General features: G+C 43.0%; 19 protein-coding genes. 16 read left to right on the top strand and 3 right to left on the bottom strand.

Going from position 1 to position 17957, the window contains the following annotated elements:
• Nucleotides 1–178 precede the first annotated feature (178 nt).
• Nucleotides 179–955 carry a uroporphyrinogen-III C-methyltransferase gene (gene cobA / locus ACED42_RS08035; protein WP_371702101.1) on the top strand — a complete coding sequence of 259 codons (777 nt, stop codon included), beginning with the start codon at nucleotides 179–181 and terminating at the stop codon, nucleotides 953–955.
• A gap of 32 nt (nucleotides 956–987) precedes the next feature.
• On the opposite strand, the gene ACED42_RS08030 is transcribed toward cobA, so the two are convergent.
• Nucleotides 988–1584 (bottom strand): DUF4174 domain-containing protein, encoded by a 597-nt coding sequence (locus tag ACED42_RS08030; RefSeq protein WP_102257985.1) that lies wholly within the window; start codon nucleotides 1582–1584, stop codon nucleotides 988–990.
• A gap of 190 nt (nucleotides 1585–1774) precedes the next feature.
• On the opposite strand from ACED42_RS08030, the gene ACED42_RS08025 reads away from it, so the two are divergent.
• The 3 genes from ACED42_RS08025 (at nucleotide 1775) to ACED42_RS08015 (ending at nucleotide 4376) form a co-directional block, all read left to right on the top strand.
• Complete coding sequence (locus tag ACED42_RS08025; RefSeq protein WP_009845414.1) at nucleotides 1775–2248, top strand: NYN domain-containing protein; 474 nt, start codon at nucleotides 1775–1777, stop codon at nucleotides 2246–2248.
• An 80-nt stretch (nucleotides 2249–2328) separates the two neighbouring features.
• The gene (locus ACED42_RS08020; protein ID WP_102257986.1) at nucleotides 2329–2994 is read left to right on the top strand and encodes a response regulator transcription factor; all 666 of its coding nucleotides are present in this window, start codon (nucleotides 2329–2331) and stop codon (nucleotides 2992–2994) included.
• On the top strand, nucleotides 2991–4376 hold the full coding sequence (locus tag ACED42_RS08015) for a histidine kinase sensor domain-containing protein (protein ID WP_371702099.1): 1386 nt from the start codon (nucleotides 2991–2993) through the stop codon (nucleotides 4374–4376). Before ACED42_RS08020 ends, ACED42_RS08015 begins: the two co-directional genes overlap by 4 nt.
• A gap of 200 nt (nucleotides 4377–4576) precedes the next feature.
• Here ACED42_RS08015 and ACED42_RS08010 read toward each other — a convergent pair whose 3' ends face one another.
• The gene (locus ACED42_RS08010; RefSeq protein WP_012600580.1) at nucleotides 4577–5881 is read right to left on the bottom strand and encodes a dicarboxylate/amino acid:cation symporter; all 1305 of its coding nucleotides are present in this window, start codon (nucleotides 5879–5881) and stop codon (nucleotides 4577–4579) included.
• 559 nt (nucleotides 5882–6440) lie between these two features.
• On the opposite strand from ACED42_RS08010, the gene ACED42_RS08005 reads away from it, so the two are divergent.
• The 7 genes from ACED42_RS08005 to ACED42_RS07975 all read left to right on the top strand — a co-directional run bounded on the left by ACED42_RS08005 (nucleotide 6441) and on the right by ACED42_RS07975 (nucleotide 13668).
• Complete coding sequence (locus tag ACED42_RS08005; protein ID WP_017102101.1) at nucleotides 6441–8570, top strand: TonB-dependent siderophore receptor; 2130 nt, start codon at nucleotides 6441–6443, stop codon at nucleotides 8568–8570.
• 178 nt (nucleotides 8571–8748) lie between these two features.
• Entirely contained in the window at nucleotides 8749–9516 is a 768-nt protein-coding gene (locus ACED42_RS08000; RefSeq protein ID WP_371702098.1) for a DUF3450 domain-containing protein, read from the top strand.
• Nucleotides 9516–10892 carry a MotA/TolQ/ExbB proton channel family protein gene (locus ACED42_RS07995; RefSeq protein WP_371702096.1) on the top strand — a complete coding sequence of 459 codons (1377 nt, stop codon included), beginning with the start codon at nucleotides 9516–9518 and terminating at the stop codon, nucleotides 10890–10892. Before ACED42_RS08000 ends, ACED42_RS07995 begins: the two co-directional genes overlap by 1 nt.
• Complete coding sequence (locus ACED42_RS07990) at nucleotides 10892–11452, top strand: MotA/TolQ/ExbB proton channel family protein (RefSeq protein WP_065680030.1); 561 nt, start codon at nucleotides 10892–10894, stop codon at nucleotides 11450–11452. Before ACED42_RS07995 ends, ACED42_RS07990 begins: the two co-directional genes overlap by 1 nt.
• Nucleotides 11449–11853 carry a biopolymer transporter ExbD gene (locus ACED42_RS07985; RefSeq protein WP_004731145.1) on the top strand — a complete coding sequence of 135 codons (405 nt, stop codon included), beginning with the start codon at nucleotides 11449–11451 and terminating at the stop codon, nucleotides 11851–11853. The genes ACED42_RS07990 and ACED42_RS07985 overlap by 4 nt, the downstream gene beginning before the upstream one ends.
• 19 nt (nucleotides 11854–11872) lie before the next feature.
• Nucleotides 11873–12493 (top strand): energy transducer TonB, encoded by a 621-nt coding sequence (locus ACED42_RS07980; protein WP_102249616.1) that lies wholly within the window; start codon nucleotides 11873–11875, stop codon nucleotides 12491–12493.
• A complete protein-coding gene (locus tag ACED42_RS07975; protein WP_371702095.1) occupies nucleotides 12490–13668 on the top strand; it encodes a tetratricopeptide repeat protein in 1179 nt (392 codons plus the stop codon). The genes ACED42_RS07980 and ACED42_RS07975 overlap by 4 nt, the downstream gene beginning before the upstream one ends.
• A 336-nt stretch (nucleotides 13669–14004) precedes the next feature.
• Here ACED42_RS07975 and ACED42_RS07970 read toward each other — a convergent pair whose 3' ends face one another.
• Nucleotides 14005–14322 (bottom strand): hypothetical protein, encoded by a 318-nt coding sequence (locus tag ACED42_RS07970; protein WP_371702093.1) that lies wholly within the window; start codon nucleotides 14320–14322, stop codon nucleotides 14005–14007.
• Between the two features lie 367 nt (nucleotides 14323–14689).
• Between ACED42_RS07970 and ACED42_RS07965 the strand changes: the two genes are divergently transcribed.
• From ACED42_RS07965 to ACED42_RS07945, 5 genes are all read left to right on the top strand, one after another.
• Complete coding sequence (locus tag ACED42_RS07965; protein ID WP_371702091.1) at nucleotides 14690–15319, top strand: PepSY-associated TM helix domain-containing protein; 630 nt, start codon at nucleotides 14690–14692, stop codon at nucleotides 15317–15319.
• An 84-nt stretch (nucleotides 15320–15403) separates the two neighbouring features.
• Complete coding sequence (locus ACED42_RS07960) at nucleotides 15404–15922, top strand: DUF2271 domain-containing protein (protein WP_065680035.1); 519 nt, start codon at nucleotides 15404–15406, stop codon at nucleotides 15920–15922.
• A gap of 113 nt (nucleotides 15923–16035) precedes the next feature.
• Entirely contained in the window at nucleotides 16036–16872 is an 837-nt protein-coding gene (locus tag ACED42_RS07955) for a DUF4198 domain-containing protein (RefSeq protein WP_017102108.1), read from the top strand.
• Between the two features lie 116 nt (nucleotides 16873–16988).
• The gene (locus ACED42_RS07950) at nucleotides 16989–17324 is read left to right on the top strand and encodes a hypothetical protein (RefSeq protein WP_371702090.1); all 336 of its coding nucleotides are present in this window, start codon (nucleotides 16989–16991) and stop codon (nucleotides 17322–17324) included.
• Nucleotides 17321–17917: a DUF6162 family protein gene (locus ACED42_RS07945; protein ID WP_371702088.1), complete on the top strand. Its 597-nt coding sequence runs from the start codon at nucleotides 17321–17323 to the stop codon at nucleotides 17915–17917. The genes ACED42_RS07950 and ACED42_RS07945 overlap by 4 nt, the downstream gene beginning before the upstream one ends.
• Nucleotides 17918–17957: the final 40 nt, after the last annotated feature.

Genomic DNA, 17957 nt, shown 5'->3' with positions numbered 1-17957 from the left:
CATCCGCAATAGATTGTTTTGTTATAATTATTTCTATCTTCGTTAGTATTTAGACTGAATATTTATTTCAACACCTGATAGTCTAAGAGTTAAGGATTTTGATAAGTCATTATGAATACAGTGACTTATCACATAGATTGAAGCTTGAGATAAAACAAGCAAACCTTCGGAGCGCAGAATGTCAGAAGTATCGTCATCGAATGTTAAAGAAGTAAGCAATGGATTTGTTTCATTGGTAGGTGCAGGTCCGGGCGACCCAGACTTACTTACACTAAAAGCCGCACGAGTGATTCAACAAGCAGACGTTTTGGTTTATGACCGCTTGGTATCAAAAGATATCTTAGCGATGGCTAATCCAGAAGCTGAAATGTTGTATGTGGGTAAGAAGCTCGATCATCACTGCGTGCCACAAGATCAGATCAACCAACTATTGGTGACCAAAGCACAAGAAAACAAGCACGTTGTGCGTCTAAAAGGTGGTGATTCGTTTATCTTTGGCCGTGGTGGTGAAGAGTGCGAAACGTTAGCTGAGAATGACGTGAGATTTGAAGTGATTCCTGGCATTACTGCAGCCGCAGGAGCGACCGCATATGCGGGAATTCCATTGACTCACCGTGACCACGCGCAAAGCGTACAGTTTATTACGGGTCATTTGAAGAAAGGTGGCGAAGATATTGACTGGCGTTCTCTTGCTCAACACAACCACACGATCGTGTTTTACATGGGCTTGAAAGAGAGTCCGAATATTCAGAAGAATTTACTCGATAACGGTATGCGAGAAGACATGCCAGTTGCGATTATCGAAAATGGCACTCGCCAAGAGCAGAAAGTGTTTAGAGGTGGGCTACGTGACCTAGCTGATCTTGCTGGCGTTGCAAAGAGCCCTGCACTGATTGTGGTTGGAAGTGTTGCTCAGCTCCATGAAAAACTGGCTTGGTTTAACAAGCAGGCTTAAGTGATTGATGATCAAGCTTAGCTGACTAAGAATCAAATACTGCAGCGGCTACTCTGTCGCTGCATTTCTTGTTGGCGCATGGGCATTTCGTCAATAATATTGGTGATTAAACTCCAGTCGGTTTTACCACTCCACCTGTGTTTCTCTTTCCCGTCTTTGCCAATCAACACGGCAGTGTGTGAACCTTTGGGTATTCCATAACTGTTAGTCACTGCATCCAAATTAAACTCTTCAACTAACCATGCAGGAACGGTGTAGCCGCTTTCGGCGATGACCATGATTACTACATCTCGCTCGTCCAATTGACAATTGTTAATCAAGACTTCATTGAGAAACTCTTTTACGATCGAATCTTCTGTTGGAGCGAAATAAATAACACTGCGGTGTGGCAGAGCCTTGGAATGAGAGTAGGCTGGGTAGGCGTGTAACGAGTTGACCGACAGAATCATAAACATAACCGTGCTTGTTATTAGAGCGTTCAGTGGTTTGGAAATTACGTTTGTTCCCGATGCCTTAGTTATCGCTGCCTTAGTTATGGCAGCGTTAGTTATTGCCGCGCAGCAACGTGTCAATACTGAGTCAAAGGTGTCGCTGCCAAGGCATGATCTGATTATTTGTCGGTACTGCATGTTCCACCTTCCTCGGTAAACTCAAACAAGCTCTAAGTTAATGGCAACTACGTTAAGCTAGCAATAGCTACGCTAAGCCAATAATAAGTACGTTAAGCATAGCTAATGAGTTCATTTTTATTAAATAAAGCGACTCGCATTTTAGAAGTGAATAGAATAGGGTATACGGAAAATCTAAAGGTATGAATTTATGGAAAACATAGCAATTTTGGTCGACGTTCAGAACGTTTACTATACTACACGTGATAAATACCGTTCTAACTTCGACTATAACCAGTTTTGGTATGTTGCCACGGAAGGACGTAACGTTGTCGAAGCCAATGCTTACGCAATCTCAAGCCAAGATCCTAAACAGCGTCAATTCCACCATATTCTTCGTGGTGTTGGTTTTAATGTGAAGCTAAAACCGTTTATTCAGCGTCGTGATGGTAGCGCCAAAGGGGATTGGGATGTCGGTATCGCGTTAGATGCGATAGAGCTTGCGGAGACGGTTGATACGATTGTTTTGGTATCGGGTGATGGCGATTTTGAAATCTTGGTAGAACGAATCAAAGAGCGCTTTGGAAAACCTGTTGAAGTGTATGGCGTTCCTGGGTTAACAGCTCAAAATCTTATCGATTCTGCCTCAAAATTTGTACCGATTGAAAAAGATTTTCTTCTATAGAGGAAATCACGCACTTTATAATTGAAATCAATAATAACGATAATTAGAATGCAAACAGTTCTTATTTATCGGTGTGTGAAATGTCTCGTGTTTTAGTTGTTGATGATGATATTCAGTTGTGTGAGTTACTGGGTGAAGTGTTGGAAAATGAAGGGTATCACGTTGATACCGTTCATTGCGGTGAATCAGCTCTAGAGTTTATTCAATCAAATCCTGTTGATTTAGTCTTACTCGATGTGATGCTCCCTAATTTAAGTGGTATTCAAGTCGCAAGACGTATTTGTCAGCGTTTTGCTACTCCTATCCTTATGCTAACTGCGCTTAATGATGATGCCTCCATGCTAGATGGCTATCAAGCCGGGGCAGATCAATACATCGCTAAGCCTTTCAATGTTCCTGAGCTTTTGACCCGGATTAAGGTGATCTTACGCCGAGTTGGGTTTGAGCGACAAAGACAATCAATGGCTTCATCTAATCAAGGTTTGTGCGAGCAACTTACCCGTTTACCTTTAACCGGCACTGAAAAAGAGTTGCTCGATTATCTGATCAAAAATAATGGCATCGTTGTATCAAAATCTGACTTGCAAGTACATGTATTGAAGAAAGAACTGTGTCCATTCGACCGTAACTTAGATATGCATATCAGCAACATACGTCGAAAATTGGTGCAGGCTGGCTTATCAAAGCAACATATTAAAACTGTGCGCGGTCAAGGCTACAGCTACCTAGAGTCGGTAGGAGCATGAGTAACTGGTTTCTACGGTGCCCTGATTTCGTTATCAAGCGTAAGGATGGCTTAACGTTTCAGCTGTTCAGTTGCCTGACCGTGATTTTAGTCAGTATCCTCATCCTTCAAGGTGTCGCAGAACGAGCGCTGATGAAAGCCTTGTTGAAGGTACCTGAACCTGTCAAAGCTGAAATGTTGGATTTGGCTTATCAAGCTAATGTACTGATCGAAGAAGGGGACATGGATGAGCTTGCCGACTGGGGCAATGCCCAACGTTATTATTTATTCATTATCGATGAAAACAACCGACCTATTACCCACCGACACATGCATCCGCATTTTGAATTTAAGTTGAAGTACCTGCGTACATTAGACCATCAACTCAGTGATCGTGTGAGTAAGCCTATCTTCGGCTTGCCACTTGATAACGGCAATACACTCGTGATCCAACTGCCAGGGCAGTTTCATCCAGCAAAATCCTTTGCTCCGTATTCCTATGCGCTGAAAGCTGTGATTGCTTTGATCGTGTTATCGCTCTTTTCCATTATTATGGCGAAAAGTCTGCAGCAGCCACTCGATCGTTTAAGGGAGGCCAGTCGAAGGCTCGCACAAGGAGACTTTTCAGTGAGTGTCGTGTCTGAGTTGGATTCAACTACACGTGAATTCAATGAGCTTGCCAATGATTTTGACCATATGACCTTTGAGATTAAGTCTCTGGCTGAAAAGCAGCGTCGTTTGATTCGTGATGTATCACATGAGTTGAGGACACCGTTAGCAAGGCAGAATCTCGCATTACATTTACTACGTAGTAAGGTCGATGAAAAAAGTATGGGTTTACTCGAACGGATGGAAAGCGAAACGGAAGAGATGAATAAGCTGGTGGGTGAAATTCTTGAGTTCAGCCGCCTAGAAACCTCTCGTTATGATTCTAAGTTAACTCCAATGCATCTTGAGCAGTATTGCTCAATGCTCATTGTACAGATGCAAAATGACTTGAAACCTAATCAAACTTTGACTGGTGATTTGGAAACAGCAACATCAATGGTTAATGTTGATGAGAGGCTACTTTTGAGGGTGATCAGTAACCTTGTAGGAAATGCGATCAAATACGCAGGGGGCAATGCGGATATTGTCGTTAAGACCTACGGGCAGGTTAATGATAAGCGTTACAGTGTCATTTCTGTGGAGGATGATGGTGAAGGTATTCCAGATAACAAGATTGCAGATATCTTTGACCCGTTTACCCGCATCGAGTCAGCCAGAGATAAACAGTCTGGTGGTTACGGTCTTGGACTCGCGATCGTTAAGGAATCTATGGGAGTGATGAATGGGCATGTTACCGCTGAGAACAGAGAAGGTGGGGGACTTAGAGTGAACCTTATGTTTCCTATCGTAGATTAAGCTTTAGGCTCAGCATTCACGCTCAGCCCCTGTAATGAGAAAATAGATGAGAGTTGAATCGTTTCGGCTCAAAGTGAACCCAATAAAAAACGCCACTGTATCAGCAGTGGCGTTTTTGTATACACGCTTTTCATTATCAGGCTAAGGCACAGCCATTAATTGCGCCTTGGCTTGAAAGTAAGAGCACCAGAGAAGCTAGATTATGCCTGTTGGCGTGCTAGCTTTACTTCTTCTTCTTTCTCACCGGCTGCTGGGTCATTGAAGCGAGCTTCGTCAAAAGATCCTTCAGATTTAGCCACAATGATAGTTACGGCACTATCACCAGTGATGTTTACGGCAGTACGGATCATGTCAAGAAGACGGTCAACACCCATGATTAATGCGATACCTTCGAGCGGCAGTCCAACTTGGTTCAATACCATCGCCAACATAACAAGACCAACACCAGGAACACCTGCAGTACCAACAGAAGCCAGTGTCGCTGTTAGGATCACCATTAGGTAATCTCCCATAGTCAGGTCGATGTTATACGCTTGTGCGATAAACGCCGTTGCAACACCCTGCATGATAGCAGTACCGTCCATGTTGACAGTTGCGCCTAGTGGAACTGTGAACGAAGCGACTTTGTTGTCTACGCCCATGCGGTTTTTAGCCGTTTCCATTGTCACTGGAATCGTTGCGTTTGAAGATGCTGTTGAGAATGCAAACATGATTGCATCTTCCATCTTACGTAGGAACGTAATTGGGCTAAGGCCTGTAAACCCTTTAAGCATCGCACTGTAAGTTACTAAACCGTGTAACAGTAGAGTACCAGCTAACACTAAGAAATATTCCGCTAGGTTCCAAATTGCGCTTAAACCAAGGCCAGAGAACAGCTTCGCCATCAAGAAGAACACACCGTAAGGCGCAAGGTTCATCAGAAGAGCGACAAGCTTCATGATCACTTCGTTCAAGTCAGAGAAAACCGCGGCGATACGCTCGCCAGGTTTACCCGCTGCACTGATTGCAATACCAAACAACACAGCAAATACGATAACTTGTAGCGTTTTGCCCTCAGCCATCGCTTGAATAGGGTTGGTCGGGAACATGTCGATGATGACTTGGCCTAAAGAAGGAGCATCAGCTGATTTGAAAGAGCTCGCAGCCGTCAGATCCGCACCCGCTCCAGGTTGGAACAAATTACCGATAGTCAGTGCTAGAGTGATAGCAACAGCAGTAGTACCGATATAAAGAGCAAGTGTTTTGCCCCCCATACGGCCAAGAGTTGACAAGTCTTTAAGAGAGCTTGTACCGCACACGAGTGAAACGAAGACGAGTGGTACAACAAGCATTTTTAAACTGGCGACAAAGATCTGTCCGCCTACTTCAAAGAGTCCGTTAACGATGTAGTTGTTAACAAATCCGCTGTCTGCAAAAAGGGATTGAATGGCAAATCCCGTTAATATGCCCACGACCATGCCGAGGATAACTCGACCAGTTAGAGACATAGGTTTCTTGGTATTCATTTAGAACACTCCTTATTATTTATAACTTTGATACCTTTCCAAAGTGAGCAGGAGATTAGCAGTCGGTTGTTTAAATCGAAAAACAAAAAATGAGTTTGGAATTACAGATGTGATCATAATCACTGATAATCGTTCAAATAAAACAAATTAAAACAAAATAATTCACCATTCATTTACATTTATCGAGTGTTTTATACAAAAAATCGTCGTTCTGAAGGTAATAAATAAGATAAGAGGATTTTGTTATAGATGTTTGCTTATTACATTGACTGCGCAAATGGCGGTGTTTCAAAAAGTTTGGCGCAGAGAACCGATTTTTAATTCAAGTGCTCGTTAAATGACTGTATTGAATTGGTTTCTTTTAACTGCAGGTTAACGACTCGTCAGCTCGTCTTTACAAAACTTTACGAATGCAAAGAATGTAAATTTAATGCAAATAGTAATAGTTATCACTTATATTCCCCCTCGAAATAATTCAGTGGTACCGGAAACGGTCTAACGGACACATCGAATAAATAACAAAGTGTTCGTCTAAAAGAATAAAAGTGGAGAAAAGGACATGTTTTCAAAAAAGCCATTGGCTTTAGTGATCGGCGCAGTATTAGCTTCACCAGCAGTATTGGCAGAAGCAGTAAAAACTGACGAGCATATGGTTGTTGAAGGTCGTGATTACGGTTATAAAGCCGACACGAATACAACAGCAATGCGCATGGAGGCGACTCAATTAGAGACTCCAGGACAAGTTACGATTATCAGTGAACAAATCATTGATGAGCAACGCGCAAGCACGCTTGGCGAAGTATTAAAAAATGATGCGTCAATTTCAGCGGGTTCTAAATCAACAAACCGTGAGCGCTTCAACCTACGTGGTTTCTCTCTAGGAAGCAGTTCTGGTTACTTGCGCGATGGCGTTCAACACTGGTCTCATTACCGTCAACCGGTAGAACTACTAGAACGTGTTGAAGTACTAAAAGGTCCTGCAGGTTTGCTCTACGGTAAATCAGCACCTGGTGGCCTTGTTAACATGGTTGCTAAGAAGCCTACGTATGAAACTCAAGTTAGCGTAAGCCAAGACATTGGTTCTGACAGCTACACACGTACTACCGCTGATGTAAGCGGTTCATTGAACGATGATCAAACTCTACGTGCTCGTCTTATTGTTTCACAAGAAAACCAAGACTCTTACCGCACACGTTTTGACGGCACAGATGTAGAGACTGACCGCTTTGTTGGTGGCCTATTTGTTGATTACGATATCAACGAAGATGTGATGCTATCTGCGCATTACGACCGTACTCAAGAGTTGGGTGATCTAGATAACGGCTCAAAGATTGATACGAAAACAGGTAAAGCGATTACCCCAAATACGGTTAATGACCAACGCTTCGCACAAACAGACAACGACGTAGCAAACTACGGTGTGGCTGTTACGGCAAACTTGAGCGATACATGGGCAGTTAAATCGGGTATCAGTCGTCAGTTTTACGAACGTCGCCGTACTGAATCAGATAACGTTATTGATTCAAAGAAAGACAGAAAAACCAAGAAAACACTAGGTTATGGTTACAAAGTGTCAGACCGTCATGATGAGTGGACGTTTGATACGGCTTACGTGGATTTTACTGGTGATGTTGATGCATTTGGTGTGAATCACCGTCTGTTGGTGGGTGCAAATGGGTTGCACTACGATTACAAGCGCCTGTACGTATCAGACTACGCTTGTTTTAACGCTTCAGAAGCAGACACAATGAAAGAGTGTGGCAAAGGCTTTGATATGCCTGCAGACATTCACTATAACAACGATGATTCAGTATCACACTCGAAGAGCCAACACTACGGTCTATATCTTCAAGATTTAGTGACGTTCAATGAGCAGTGGCAAGCACTTGCTGGTGTTCGTTTCGCTTACGATGATACGACGAGCAGTTCTGGTAAAGAAGAGAGCTACAATAACATCCTACCTAAGTTCGGTGCGATTTACTCTCCGGCGCCAAACGGTTCTATTTACGCGGTTTACTCTGAAAGTTTTGAACCTGTAAGTGAGATTTCTGATAAAGATGATGTGAACTTCGGCCAGTCTCAAGATGCGAAGAAAGGTACACTTTATGAGCTAGGCTCAAAGTGGGAACTGTTTGATGAGCGTTTATTCGTATCAGGAGCAGTATTCCAGATCACACAAACGAACATGCAAGTTACAGAAGACCTTCCTGCATCTCATGCAAAAGATACTCGTACTACACAGGTGGGTGAGCAAGTTCACACTGGTGTGGAGCTAGCTGCGACGGGCTACGTGACGGATGCGTTCTCTGTAAGTGCATCAACAATGTTCTTAGATGCTGAATATAAGAATGACCCTGCTCTTAATGGTAAAACACCAGCAGACGTTCCTGAATTTACTGCAAGCATCTGGTCTACTTACGCATTCAACAACGGTACTGATGTAAACCTAGGTGTGTATCACGTAGGTGAGCGTTACACTGAAAGTGCTAACACGTTTAAGAAAGACGCTTACACTCGTGTAGATGCTGGTGTTGCACATACGATTAAGTACGATGAAAACTTAGACTTTGTTGCACGCTTTAATGTAGAGAACTTATTCGATACAGATTACCTAGAAGGCGGCAGCACTCGCGGCGTTGTTGTTGGCGAAGGTCGTAACTACATGGCTACGTTACAGGTAAAATACTAATTTGTTAGTAGGGTACTATTGGTAGCTTAAATATTAAGGGGAAGGTTTCGACTTTCCCCTTTCTTGATTCTGCTATTTAGTAAAAATACCCCTAGCAATGCGAGTGGTTTTTAATGATAATGAGACTGCTTATCAATAAAACTCATTTGTTCTTCTTCTAAAGTAAATGACTACAATTATGAATTTTTTAAAAACTAGCCTAGCACTTGCCATCAGTTTGGTTGCAACGTCATCGATGGCAAACAGCTTGGATCAAGCTCAATCAATTCAAAACAAGACCAATAACGCGTCGGCTTCGAGCCAAAAGGTTATTGATAAAAGCTCACAAGCAACATTATTGCTGCAAGCTGAGGTTGAGCGTCTGCAAGAAGAAGTGAAAAATTTAGAAATCTATCACGATCATCTTGCCGCACTGGTTAAGAGCCAAGCTCAAGAAGCGCAGAGTATTGAAGGGCAGATCGACGAAATCAAACTAACACGTCAAGGTGTTGTGCCTTTAATGTACAAGATGATCGATGGTCTCCAGGAAGTTATTGAAAGCGATCTACCTTTCAAGACAAATAGCCGTCTGCGTCGCGTTGAAAAGCTGAAAGCGATGATGACTCGTGCTGATGTCAGTGATGCTGAAAAATATCGCCGTATTTTAGAGGCGTACCAAATTGAAGTGGATTACGGTATTAAGCTAAGTTCTTATTCAAGTCGTGTCGAGTTAAGTCAAGATAAAGTGCTTGAAGTTGATATTTTGCATCTTGGCCGCATTTCACTGATCGCTCGTAACTTAAATGGTACCCAATATTGGTCTTGGGACCAAAATAGCGATCAATGGCAAGAGTTGGATTCTTCGATGAAATCTGAGTTGGACAAAGCGTACGATATTGCTAATAAGCAAGCGTCTCCAAGCTTAATTACTTTACCTGTTTCTTTAACTGTTGCGGAGGTTAAGTAATGAACTTAAAGCCATTAGCAGCATTGCTTTGCATTACGTCAATTTCATTTTCTGCTTTCTCTGCATCAGACACGACAGCTCAGCTTGTTAACAAAGCAAAATCAGAGAGTCGCACGCAAGCGTCTCATAACGTAATTCGTGAAGCTGACTTTAAAAAGACAGAACAACAACTCAAAGCGATCAAAGCACAGCTTGAAGCTAAACGTAGCTCTATTCAAGGTGCGACCGATGTTCTGACTCAGACATTCAGTGATAACGAAAACAAGCTTGCTCGTTTAGAAGAGCAACTGCGTTTAGAAACAGGTAGCTTAGGTGAGTTGTTTGGCGTTGTAAGACAAAATGCAAAAGACCTTGAACATGAGCTTACGGATACAGTAACTAACGTAGATCGCGCAGCGTATACAGAAACTGTTTATCAAATCGTGGACGCAAAATCATTACCGTCAATGCCCCAGTTAACAGGTCTTTGGTTGAGCATGATGGAGCAAATTCAAGCAAGTTCAGAGATAAGCAAGTCGACAGTTTCACTAGTTAATAGTGAAGGGGTTACTGAAAAGGCAGAAGCTTATCGACTGGGTTCTATTGGCTTAGTTGCTGAGTCAGGTTACGTATGGTGGGATGCTAGACATCAAGATGCGATAGTTTACTTGAAGCAGCCTTCACAAGGTCCAACACTGGCGTCGCTTTCTACTTTAGCTAATGGCGAAGTGTCTAACGTGGTCGTCGATCCCTCTCGTGGATTCATGCTAGAACAATTAGCTTTGGAACCAAGCCTAGTTGATCGTCTGCAAGCAGGTGGCCTAGTTGGTAAAGTTATTCTTGGCTTGTTGGCAATTGGCTTAATCATCGCATTGGTTCGTGGTATTTCTTTGGCTATCGCTCGTCAGAAGATTCGCGCTCAACTTAAAAAACCTGAACAAGTGGGAGACAACCCTCTGGGTCGTGTTCTTGCGGTTTACAGCAAAGAGAAAAATCAAACAGTAGAAGCATTAGAACTGCGACTTTTAGAAGCGGTAGTGGATGAACAAACTCACCTAGAGAAAGGTTTATCAATGCTGAAGCTTCTAGCTGCTCTAGCACCAATGCTTGGCTTGCTAGGTACCGTAACCGGCATGATCGAAACATTCCAAGTGATCACACAGTTTGGCAATGGCGACCCTAAAGTGATGGCGGGTGGTATTTCGATGGCGCTTGTAACAACGGTACTTGGTCTTGTTGCTGCAATGCCACTGCTATTGGCACACAACATTCTGAGTACTCAGTCAGAGAACATTCGAAATATTCTGGAGAAGCAGGGCATTGGCCTTGTTGCTGAGCAGGCAGAGAAGTCTATTGAACCAAGCGCTGTTATTTCACAAGTTGGGACTGCCGCGTAATGGATATTTTGTCGGGTTCTCTATTACCAGCGAGTTGGTTAACGAGTAACTGGCTGCTGTCTTTATCAAACTTTATGGAGCAGGGCGGTTTCGTTCTGTGGTGGCTAGCGGCTGTCGTCCTCGTTTTTTGGGTACTTGTGGTAGAACGTGTGCTTTATCTCGCGTTCTACTTTCCAAAGCAGCGTCAAGCTTGGATTAATCAGTGGCATGAAAGAGAAGATCACTCTTCTTGGCATGCTAAAGCCATTCGTGAAGGTTGGTTGGGGCAAGCGAGTATTTTACTTAACCAAAACTTGAACTTTATTAAGCTGTTAGTTGCTATTTGTCCAATGCTGGGTTTGCTCGGTACCGTAACCGGTATGATCTCCGTTTTTGATGTCATGGCGACTCAAGGAAGCAGTGACCCTAAATTGATGGCTTCAGGTATCTCGTTGGCAACTTTACCAACGATGGCGGGTATGGTTGCTGCATTAGCGGGCATGTTTGTTCATGCTCGTTTAGCGAAAGTCTGTAACCGCTTAGAATTGAAATTAGAAAAATCTTTAAGGAGTCAACGATGAGACTCGGTCGACGTCATTCTAAAAACGAAGAGGCTCAAATAGACCTTACTTCGATGCTTGATATCGTATTCATCATGCTTATTTTCTTCATTGTGACGAGTTCATTTGTTCGTGAATCTGGTGTTGAAGTCAATCGCCCGCAAGCTTCAAATGTAGTGAGCCAAAAAGATGCAGGTATCTTTGTCGCGATTACTTCTGCGAATGACATTTTCATAGATAAACGTGTTGTGGATGTTGAACGTGTTCAAGCGACGTTAGAACACTTGTTGCTAGAACAACCTGATGCTTCTTTGGTTATTCAGGCGGACGAGCATGCTTATAACGGTACGGTTGTTAAAGTGATGGACGCTGCCAAAGGTGCGGGTGTTAAAAACATTGCGCTTGCAGCTGAAAAGCGATGATCTTGGAGGATCTTAATCAATGATTCGCCTATTTCTTGCATTACCTTTAGCGGGAGCGTTGGGTTTAGCACTATTTTCTTTCATGGCTTGGATGGTCGATAATGGACACCAACGTTCGCCAGAAAATGGTGAGACGTTAAGTTTCAACATGGTGATGGTTGAACAAGAACAAGAAGTACAGAGAAGACAACGTGCAGTCCCGGAACAACCCGAAATGCCAGAGCCGCCACCGCAAGCGCAAACGTCTCAGTCGCAAGCTGAAGTAACGCCTCTGAATTCAATGTCTTCACTGTCTTCACTGGATTTGAATACTTCAATTGAAGGCCTAGCGATTAACGCTCCAACATTTTCTGATTTTGGGTCAAATCAACAGGTAATGCCGCTTTATCGAGTTGAACCTCGATATCCAGCAAAAGCGCTAAAGCGTGGCGCAGAAGGGTATGTCATTTTGTCTTTTACAATCGATGAAACAGGACGTTCTGTTGATATTCAAGTTACGGATGCAAATCCACGTCGTATGTTTGAACGTGAAGCGATAAGAGCACTTAAAAAATGGAAGTATCAACCTAAAGTCGTCGATGGAAAAGCGGTAGCGCAGGTTGGTCAAACCGTGAAACTAGAGTTTAAGTTGGCAAAATGATGAAACAGATATGGATATTAGTGGGCTTGTTGATAATGCCCCTTACAGTACCGGCAAAAGAGCTTACCCAATACACCGTTATTCGTGTTCAAAAGGCGAATAAACTTGCTCAAGAGGAGCTGGTTAAACAGGCGATTGAGGTTTTGGCTAGTTTGGAGTTATCTAAAGGCTATGACAAAGCCTATGTCGCTCGCATGCTTGGTGTGTTTTACTGGCAAGATGGTAAAACAGAGACGGCAATCAAGCAGCTTACTTATGCAGTGGATAGTGGCTTATTGGTCGATGAGCAAGCTTGGGTAACGAAACGTATGTTAGCTGATTTGCTGCTTAGTGAGCAGCATTTTAAAGCGGCATTACCACACTATTATGATCTCGTTAAAACAGCACCGGAAACTGAAAAGAAAGACACGCTATGGATGCGAATTGCTCAAGCTGAATACCAAATCGAAAACTGGACGAAAGTACTGGCGGCTATAGGTAATCATAACAAGTTTAATTCAAAACCACAGTTGTCGCCTCTCTCGTTAAAGCTGGGTGCTCAACTACAGTTAAAACAATGGAAGCAATCAATTCCTACGTTAGAAAGTTTAGTTGAACTTCAACCCGAAAAAGACAACTGGTGGCGTCAACTGGTCGGGATTCAGTTAAGGCTAGAGCGTAGCCGAGATGCGTTGAATACCTTAGCGCTTGCTGAGCTACAAGGTGTTGAACTGAATAATTCAGACCGTAGGCTACTTGCTCAACTGTACGCGAAACGAGGCATCCCTGAGCGCGCTGCGCAAGAAATTAGCAAGTTAGATGACGCAAACAGCGATGTTCAACTTCTGGCTGAGCAAGCAACTTACTGGCAGTTAGCGAAAGAGTGGGACAATGCTATTGAAGTGTGGACGTTAGCGTCGAACTTGAACACTCGATACCATTGGAATGTTGCTCAATTATTGGTTCAGCAAGGTTACTACAAGCGAGCTCTGGTTGTTTTAGACAAAGTGAAAGACAAGAACAAGCAAGCTGACGTTGCATTAGCGAAAGTACGTTCATGGTATAAGTTGAAGAACTTAGATAATGCTCTTGCTCAAGCTAAGCGGGCGAACAACATTGAACCGTCTCCTGAGGCTAAAGGGTGGATCAAATATTTGACTCAGCTGAGAACGGTAAGCGAAAGTGGAAACGCCTAATCACATATAGTTAGAAGCTAGAAAACAGAGTACTAAATAAGACAGTGAAAGGGTGTCATTTGAATGTTCAAATGACACCCTTTTTTTGTATTCAATAGACTTAAACCTTAAACCTTGCTGCCTGATCGTTGCTGTTTTTGACTGAGGTAGAATAATACCAATCACAGTAAGTAAGTGATCATAAATAGCGCAGGAAAAATGCTTGAGAACAAGGCGGAAATTTTCGATAAGTAGTTATTCTACAATCAAAATTTCTAACGATGTTATCGAGTGTTTTAACCAGCTAGGATGAACAGTTATTTACTACGATTGGTATAAAGATAAAGAGAATTCAAGTTAAAGGCTGCACATCTCGCCACTGTGTGATCCCGCAATGATCACTCCACTTTGGTCTACAATCCAGTTAATGGTGCAGTCACGATAGGGGTTTTTGAAAGAATGTTGTATTTCACCATTCTCGAGTGAGGTTTGAGTTTCCACCCAAGCAAATGTGCGTGACTCCCAAAATGTAACGGCTTGAGAGTGGGGCGTTAAATACAAAGCTTGCGCATCTGCAATATTGGAACCGATGTAACTCTCGACATGTTCGTCAGTACTAACAATTTGGCTAGTACAAGCCGTTACCAATACAGCCAAAGCTACAATAATACGCATTTCTAAATCCTTTTAAACTTGCATGGTTATGTCTGTTTTATAGTCAATAAGCTTAAACCACTCTTGAGCTAATCGTCATGCCAATGCCCTTGATAGTGATCTCTGTTCTAAATAGCTTCTACATTCCTTTCTTAAATGCACGGAACTCCTACTAAACAGGGCCTTTTATAAGCTCTAGAGCACAGGATATCTACGTTTCCCACTTATATTGCCGCGATTCTTATACGTATACAGTTCGATTGTTCTTCAGTAGATGTTATGTAAATTTCCTTGCGACGCGCAAGAAACGTAAACAATGTAAATTGAATGCCAATACGAATGATTATCAACTAAATTGTCGCCATAAAATCTATAGGTATTGGTTTGTATGTCGTTAAAAAGTAGGGCAGTTCAATCATGGGCTCGTCGACTTCATGTTTATATTTCAATGGCACTGTTGTTTGTTGTTCTCTTCTTTTCAGTGACAGGCATCACCCTTAATCGCCCTGAGCTATTTGAATCCAGCCAACCCAATATCCAACACTCTACGCTAACGCTTCCCACGAATTTGTTTACGATTCAAGACGGTCGACTGAAAGCCGACGAGTCTGCTTTTGAAAAGTTTTTATTTGAAGAAGCAAACCTATCTGGCGTTCCTTCGGGGTTAGATATCTACGCAGAGATTGAAGACGGTGAGTTACTCATCGGTGAAGTGTCTATGGACTTCAAAGGACCTGGCTACAACGCTTCTGTGTTTGTCGATGTGACTTCTGAAATGGTGGAAGTCGAAACAACGAATTATGGCGTTATCGCATTGTTGAATGACCTACACAAAGGCCGTAATAGCGGTGAAGTGTGGAAATGGTTTATCGATATCACTGCGCTACTGATGATCTTCTTTGTACTGACTGGCGTGTGCTTACTGTTACCTAAGAAAAAAACGCTCAATACCTCCATTAAATGGACGGTATTTGGGTCTGCAATCTCACTTGCTATCTATTTTGTCGCCGTACCTTAACCCTCCATTAGGTTGATGAGTCTGCTTGATGAATCAGCTCGAAGAACGAACTAAAGGTTAAACGGATTTAAAAGGTTGTTAAACATGAAAAAAATGAATTGGAGTAAGGCTCTTTTGGCTTTGTCTCTTTTACCTAGCCTTGGAATGGCACAAGCGATTCCTGATACGGCGAAATTGGATGTGAATTTAGAGTTGCCCAAGATTGATACCTCTATGTATGCGCGTCCTTACGTGGCGGTGTGGGTAGAAAACAGTGAACGAAAGTCAGTGAAAACCATTGAGCTTTGGGTCGGTAAAGACGAATGGCTAAAAGACTTACGCAGTTGGTGGAGAAAAGTTGGCCGTTACGATCGTGAACTTGTTGATGCTGTGACTTCTGCAACACGCCCAGCTGGTCAATATCGTTTCGTTTGGGATGGCAAGAGTGACAGCGGTGAAACCCTTGAACAAGGTGAGTACACAGTGCATGTCGAAGTCGTGCGTGAACACGGTGGCCGTAACTACCTTCGCCAAAAAGTATCACTGACAGATTCAAACGCCTCTTATGAATTAAAAGCAACGGAAGAGACGGGGAAAATTATCTTGAGCTACATTGCAAAATAATTAGCACGTCGGATAACACAAGCTGTGCTTTACAAGCGACAGCAAAATCAAAGATTGGAATCGTAGGCGCCATCGAGCGACACGGTTAAAGATTACAAATAATGGAATTGAACATGATGAAACAGACAAAAATAAAGGCGCTTGCTCTTGCAGGTGTAATGGCGTTCGGTCTAGCAGCAACGACGACTGCGCAAGCTCACCCTCGTTGGGTTTTGCCTTCTCATTTCACCGTTTCTAAAGAAGGTGGTGACTGGTTAACATTTGATGTGACGGCATCCCACGGTACGTTTGTTTTTGATAAGCCTGCAGGAAGTGATAAAGCATTCGTTATCATGCCTGATGGTCGTAATGAGCGTCCTAACTTCGTTGTAAAAGGCAAGCGTCGCTCAATGTTTGATTTCTATTTTGAGGAAGAAGGTACACACAAAGTAGCAATCAACAACGAACCAACGTACTGGACACAGTACAAAGCGGGTCGTCGTGACACAGTAAAATGGATTAAAGCGACTAAAGCTGAGCGTGATGCCTTATTACCTGAAAAATCACGTGACGTGGTAACTCAAGTCGGTTTCACTCGCGCAGAAAGTTACATCACAGTAGGCAAGCCAACAGATTCAGTTTTCAAAATTGAAGGCAAGCTTCTTGAAATGAAGCCGGTTACACACCCTTCAGACATCGTTGAAGGCGAACCAGTGACATTCCAATTCTTCTACAACGGTGAAATCCAGAAAGACGTGAAAGCGGAAATTACTCGTGAAGGTACGCTTTACCGCAATCACCAAGAGCAGATTGATGTAGTGAGTGATGAAAACGGTGAAATCACGTTTACTCCAGACGTAGCGGGTCGTTACGTAATGAAAGCGAACTACAAAGGTGAGTTGGTTGACAACCCACTGGCAGACAAAGCAAGTACGAATGTGCATCTGACGTTCGAAGCATTGCTTCAATAGTCGGTTTTATCGGGAGAAAGCTCCTGATTATTAGATAAAAAAAGACAAGGGCTCATTAGAGCCCTTTAACGGTCAGTATACCACTGAAAATTTGTAACGTGGCGAGGGTACGAACGATGAAAATAACAATAAAAGCAAACACCATAATTGCCCCGTGCTTGGCTCTGGGGCTTGGTTTAGTGGCATTACCTGCGCAAGCACACTTTCCATTGATGAGCTGTTGGTTTGAAGGAAAAACGGTTGCCTGTGAGGCGGGTTACTCTGATGGTAGTAAAGCGATAGATTACGCAGTCGCAATGTACGACTACGAAGATAACTTGATAGCGAAAGAGATGACGGATAAACGCTCAATTGTTGAATTTCAAAACCCAAATTCTGAGTTTTACCTCGTGTTTGATTCAGGTCACGAGTTTCCTGTTGAAGTCGACGTTGTAGAGATCAAAGAAAAATGATGATTCAAAGTGTACGCGCTGACACAGGCGGAAGAGAGGGCAAGTGGGTTGGCCTAATCATTATATTTATCCTTTGTTTTGCGACGGTTGCTATTCCGTTTAATCAAGCAGAATCTCATATCGAAGTGACCCTTGATCACCAAGTCTTAGTGACTGATGTTGAGCAAGAAAACTTGGCGATGCTGTCAGAACTCCGTTTGGCTCATGAAGAGATTCGAGATCTTCGCATGGACTTAGACGGCGAATGGCCAAGCGTTGTGTCGCTGAAAGACGAATGGGTCGCGCCTTTTGTTGAAGACCAGAGTTGGAAGCGCAAAGGTTCTCATACTTGGTTATTGGACGAGCGTGGTTATTACTTCTCTACGCCAAGTGAATACGCTACACCAAGCGAACAAGCTACGCCAAACACTCATGGCTTCGCGGACTCCTTTGTTTTGAACGCGAACAGTGTTTCTCCGGAAATCTGGATTTTCTTTGGTGGTGTCGCAAGCCAACCTACTCAATTTGATGAAAATACATTGGAATCCGCAGGCTGGAAATTGGTGGTGAATGAGTCAGAAGTTGCTGATCAGCATGAAGCTTCTTCACATTAATCCCGGACTCTCGAAAAACAAAATGCTGACTAATAATAAG

Origin of the sequence: Vibrio sp. FF145, assembly GCF_041439075.1 — a bacterium.
GTDB lineage: Bacteria > Pseudomonadota > Gammaproteobacteria > Enterobacterales > Vibrionaceae > Vibrio > Vibrio tasmaniensis_A.
This window is presented reverse-complemented; position numbering and strand designations above follow the sequence as displayed.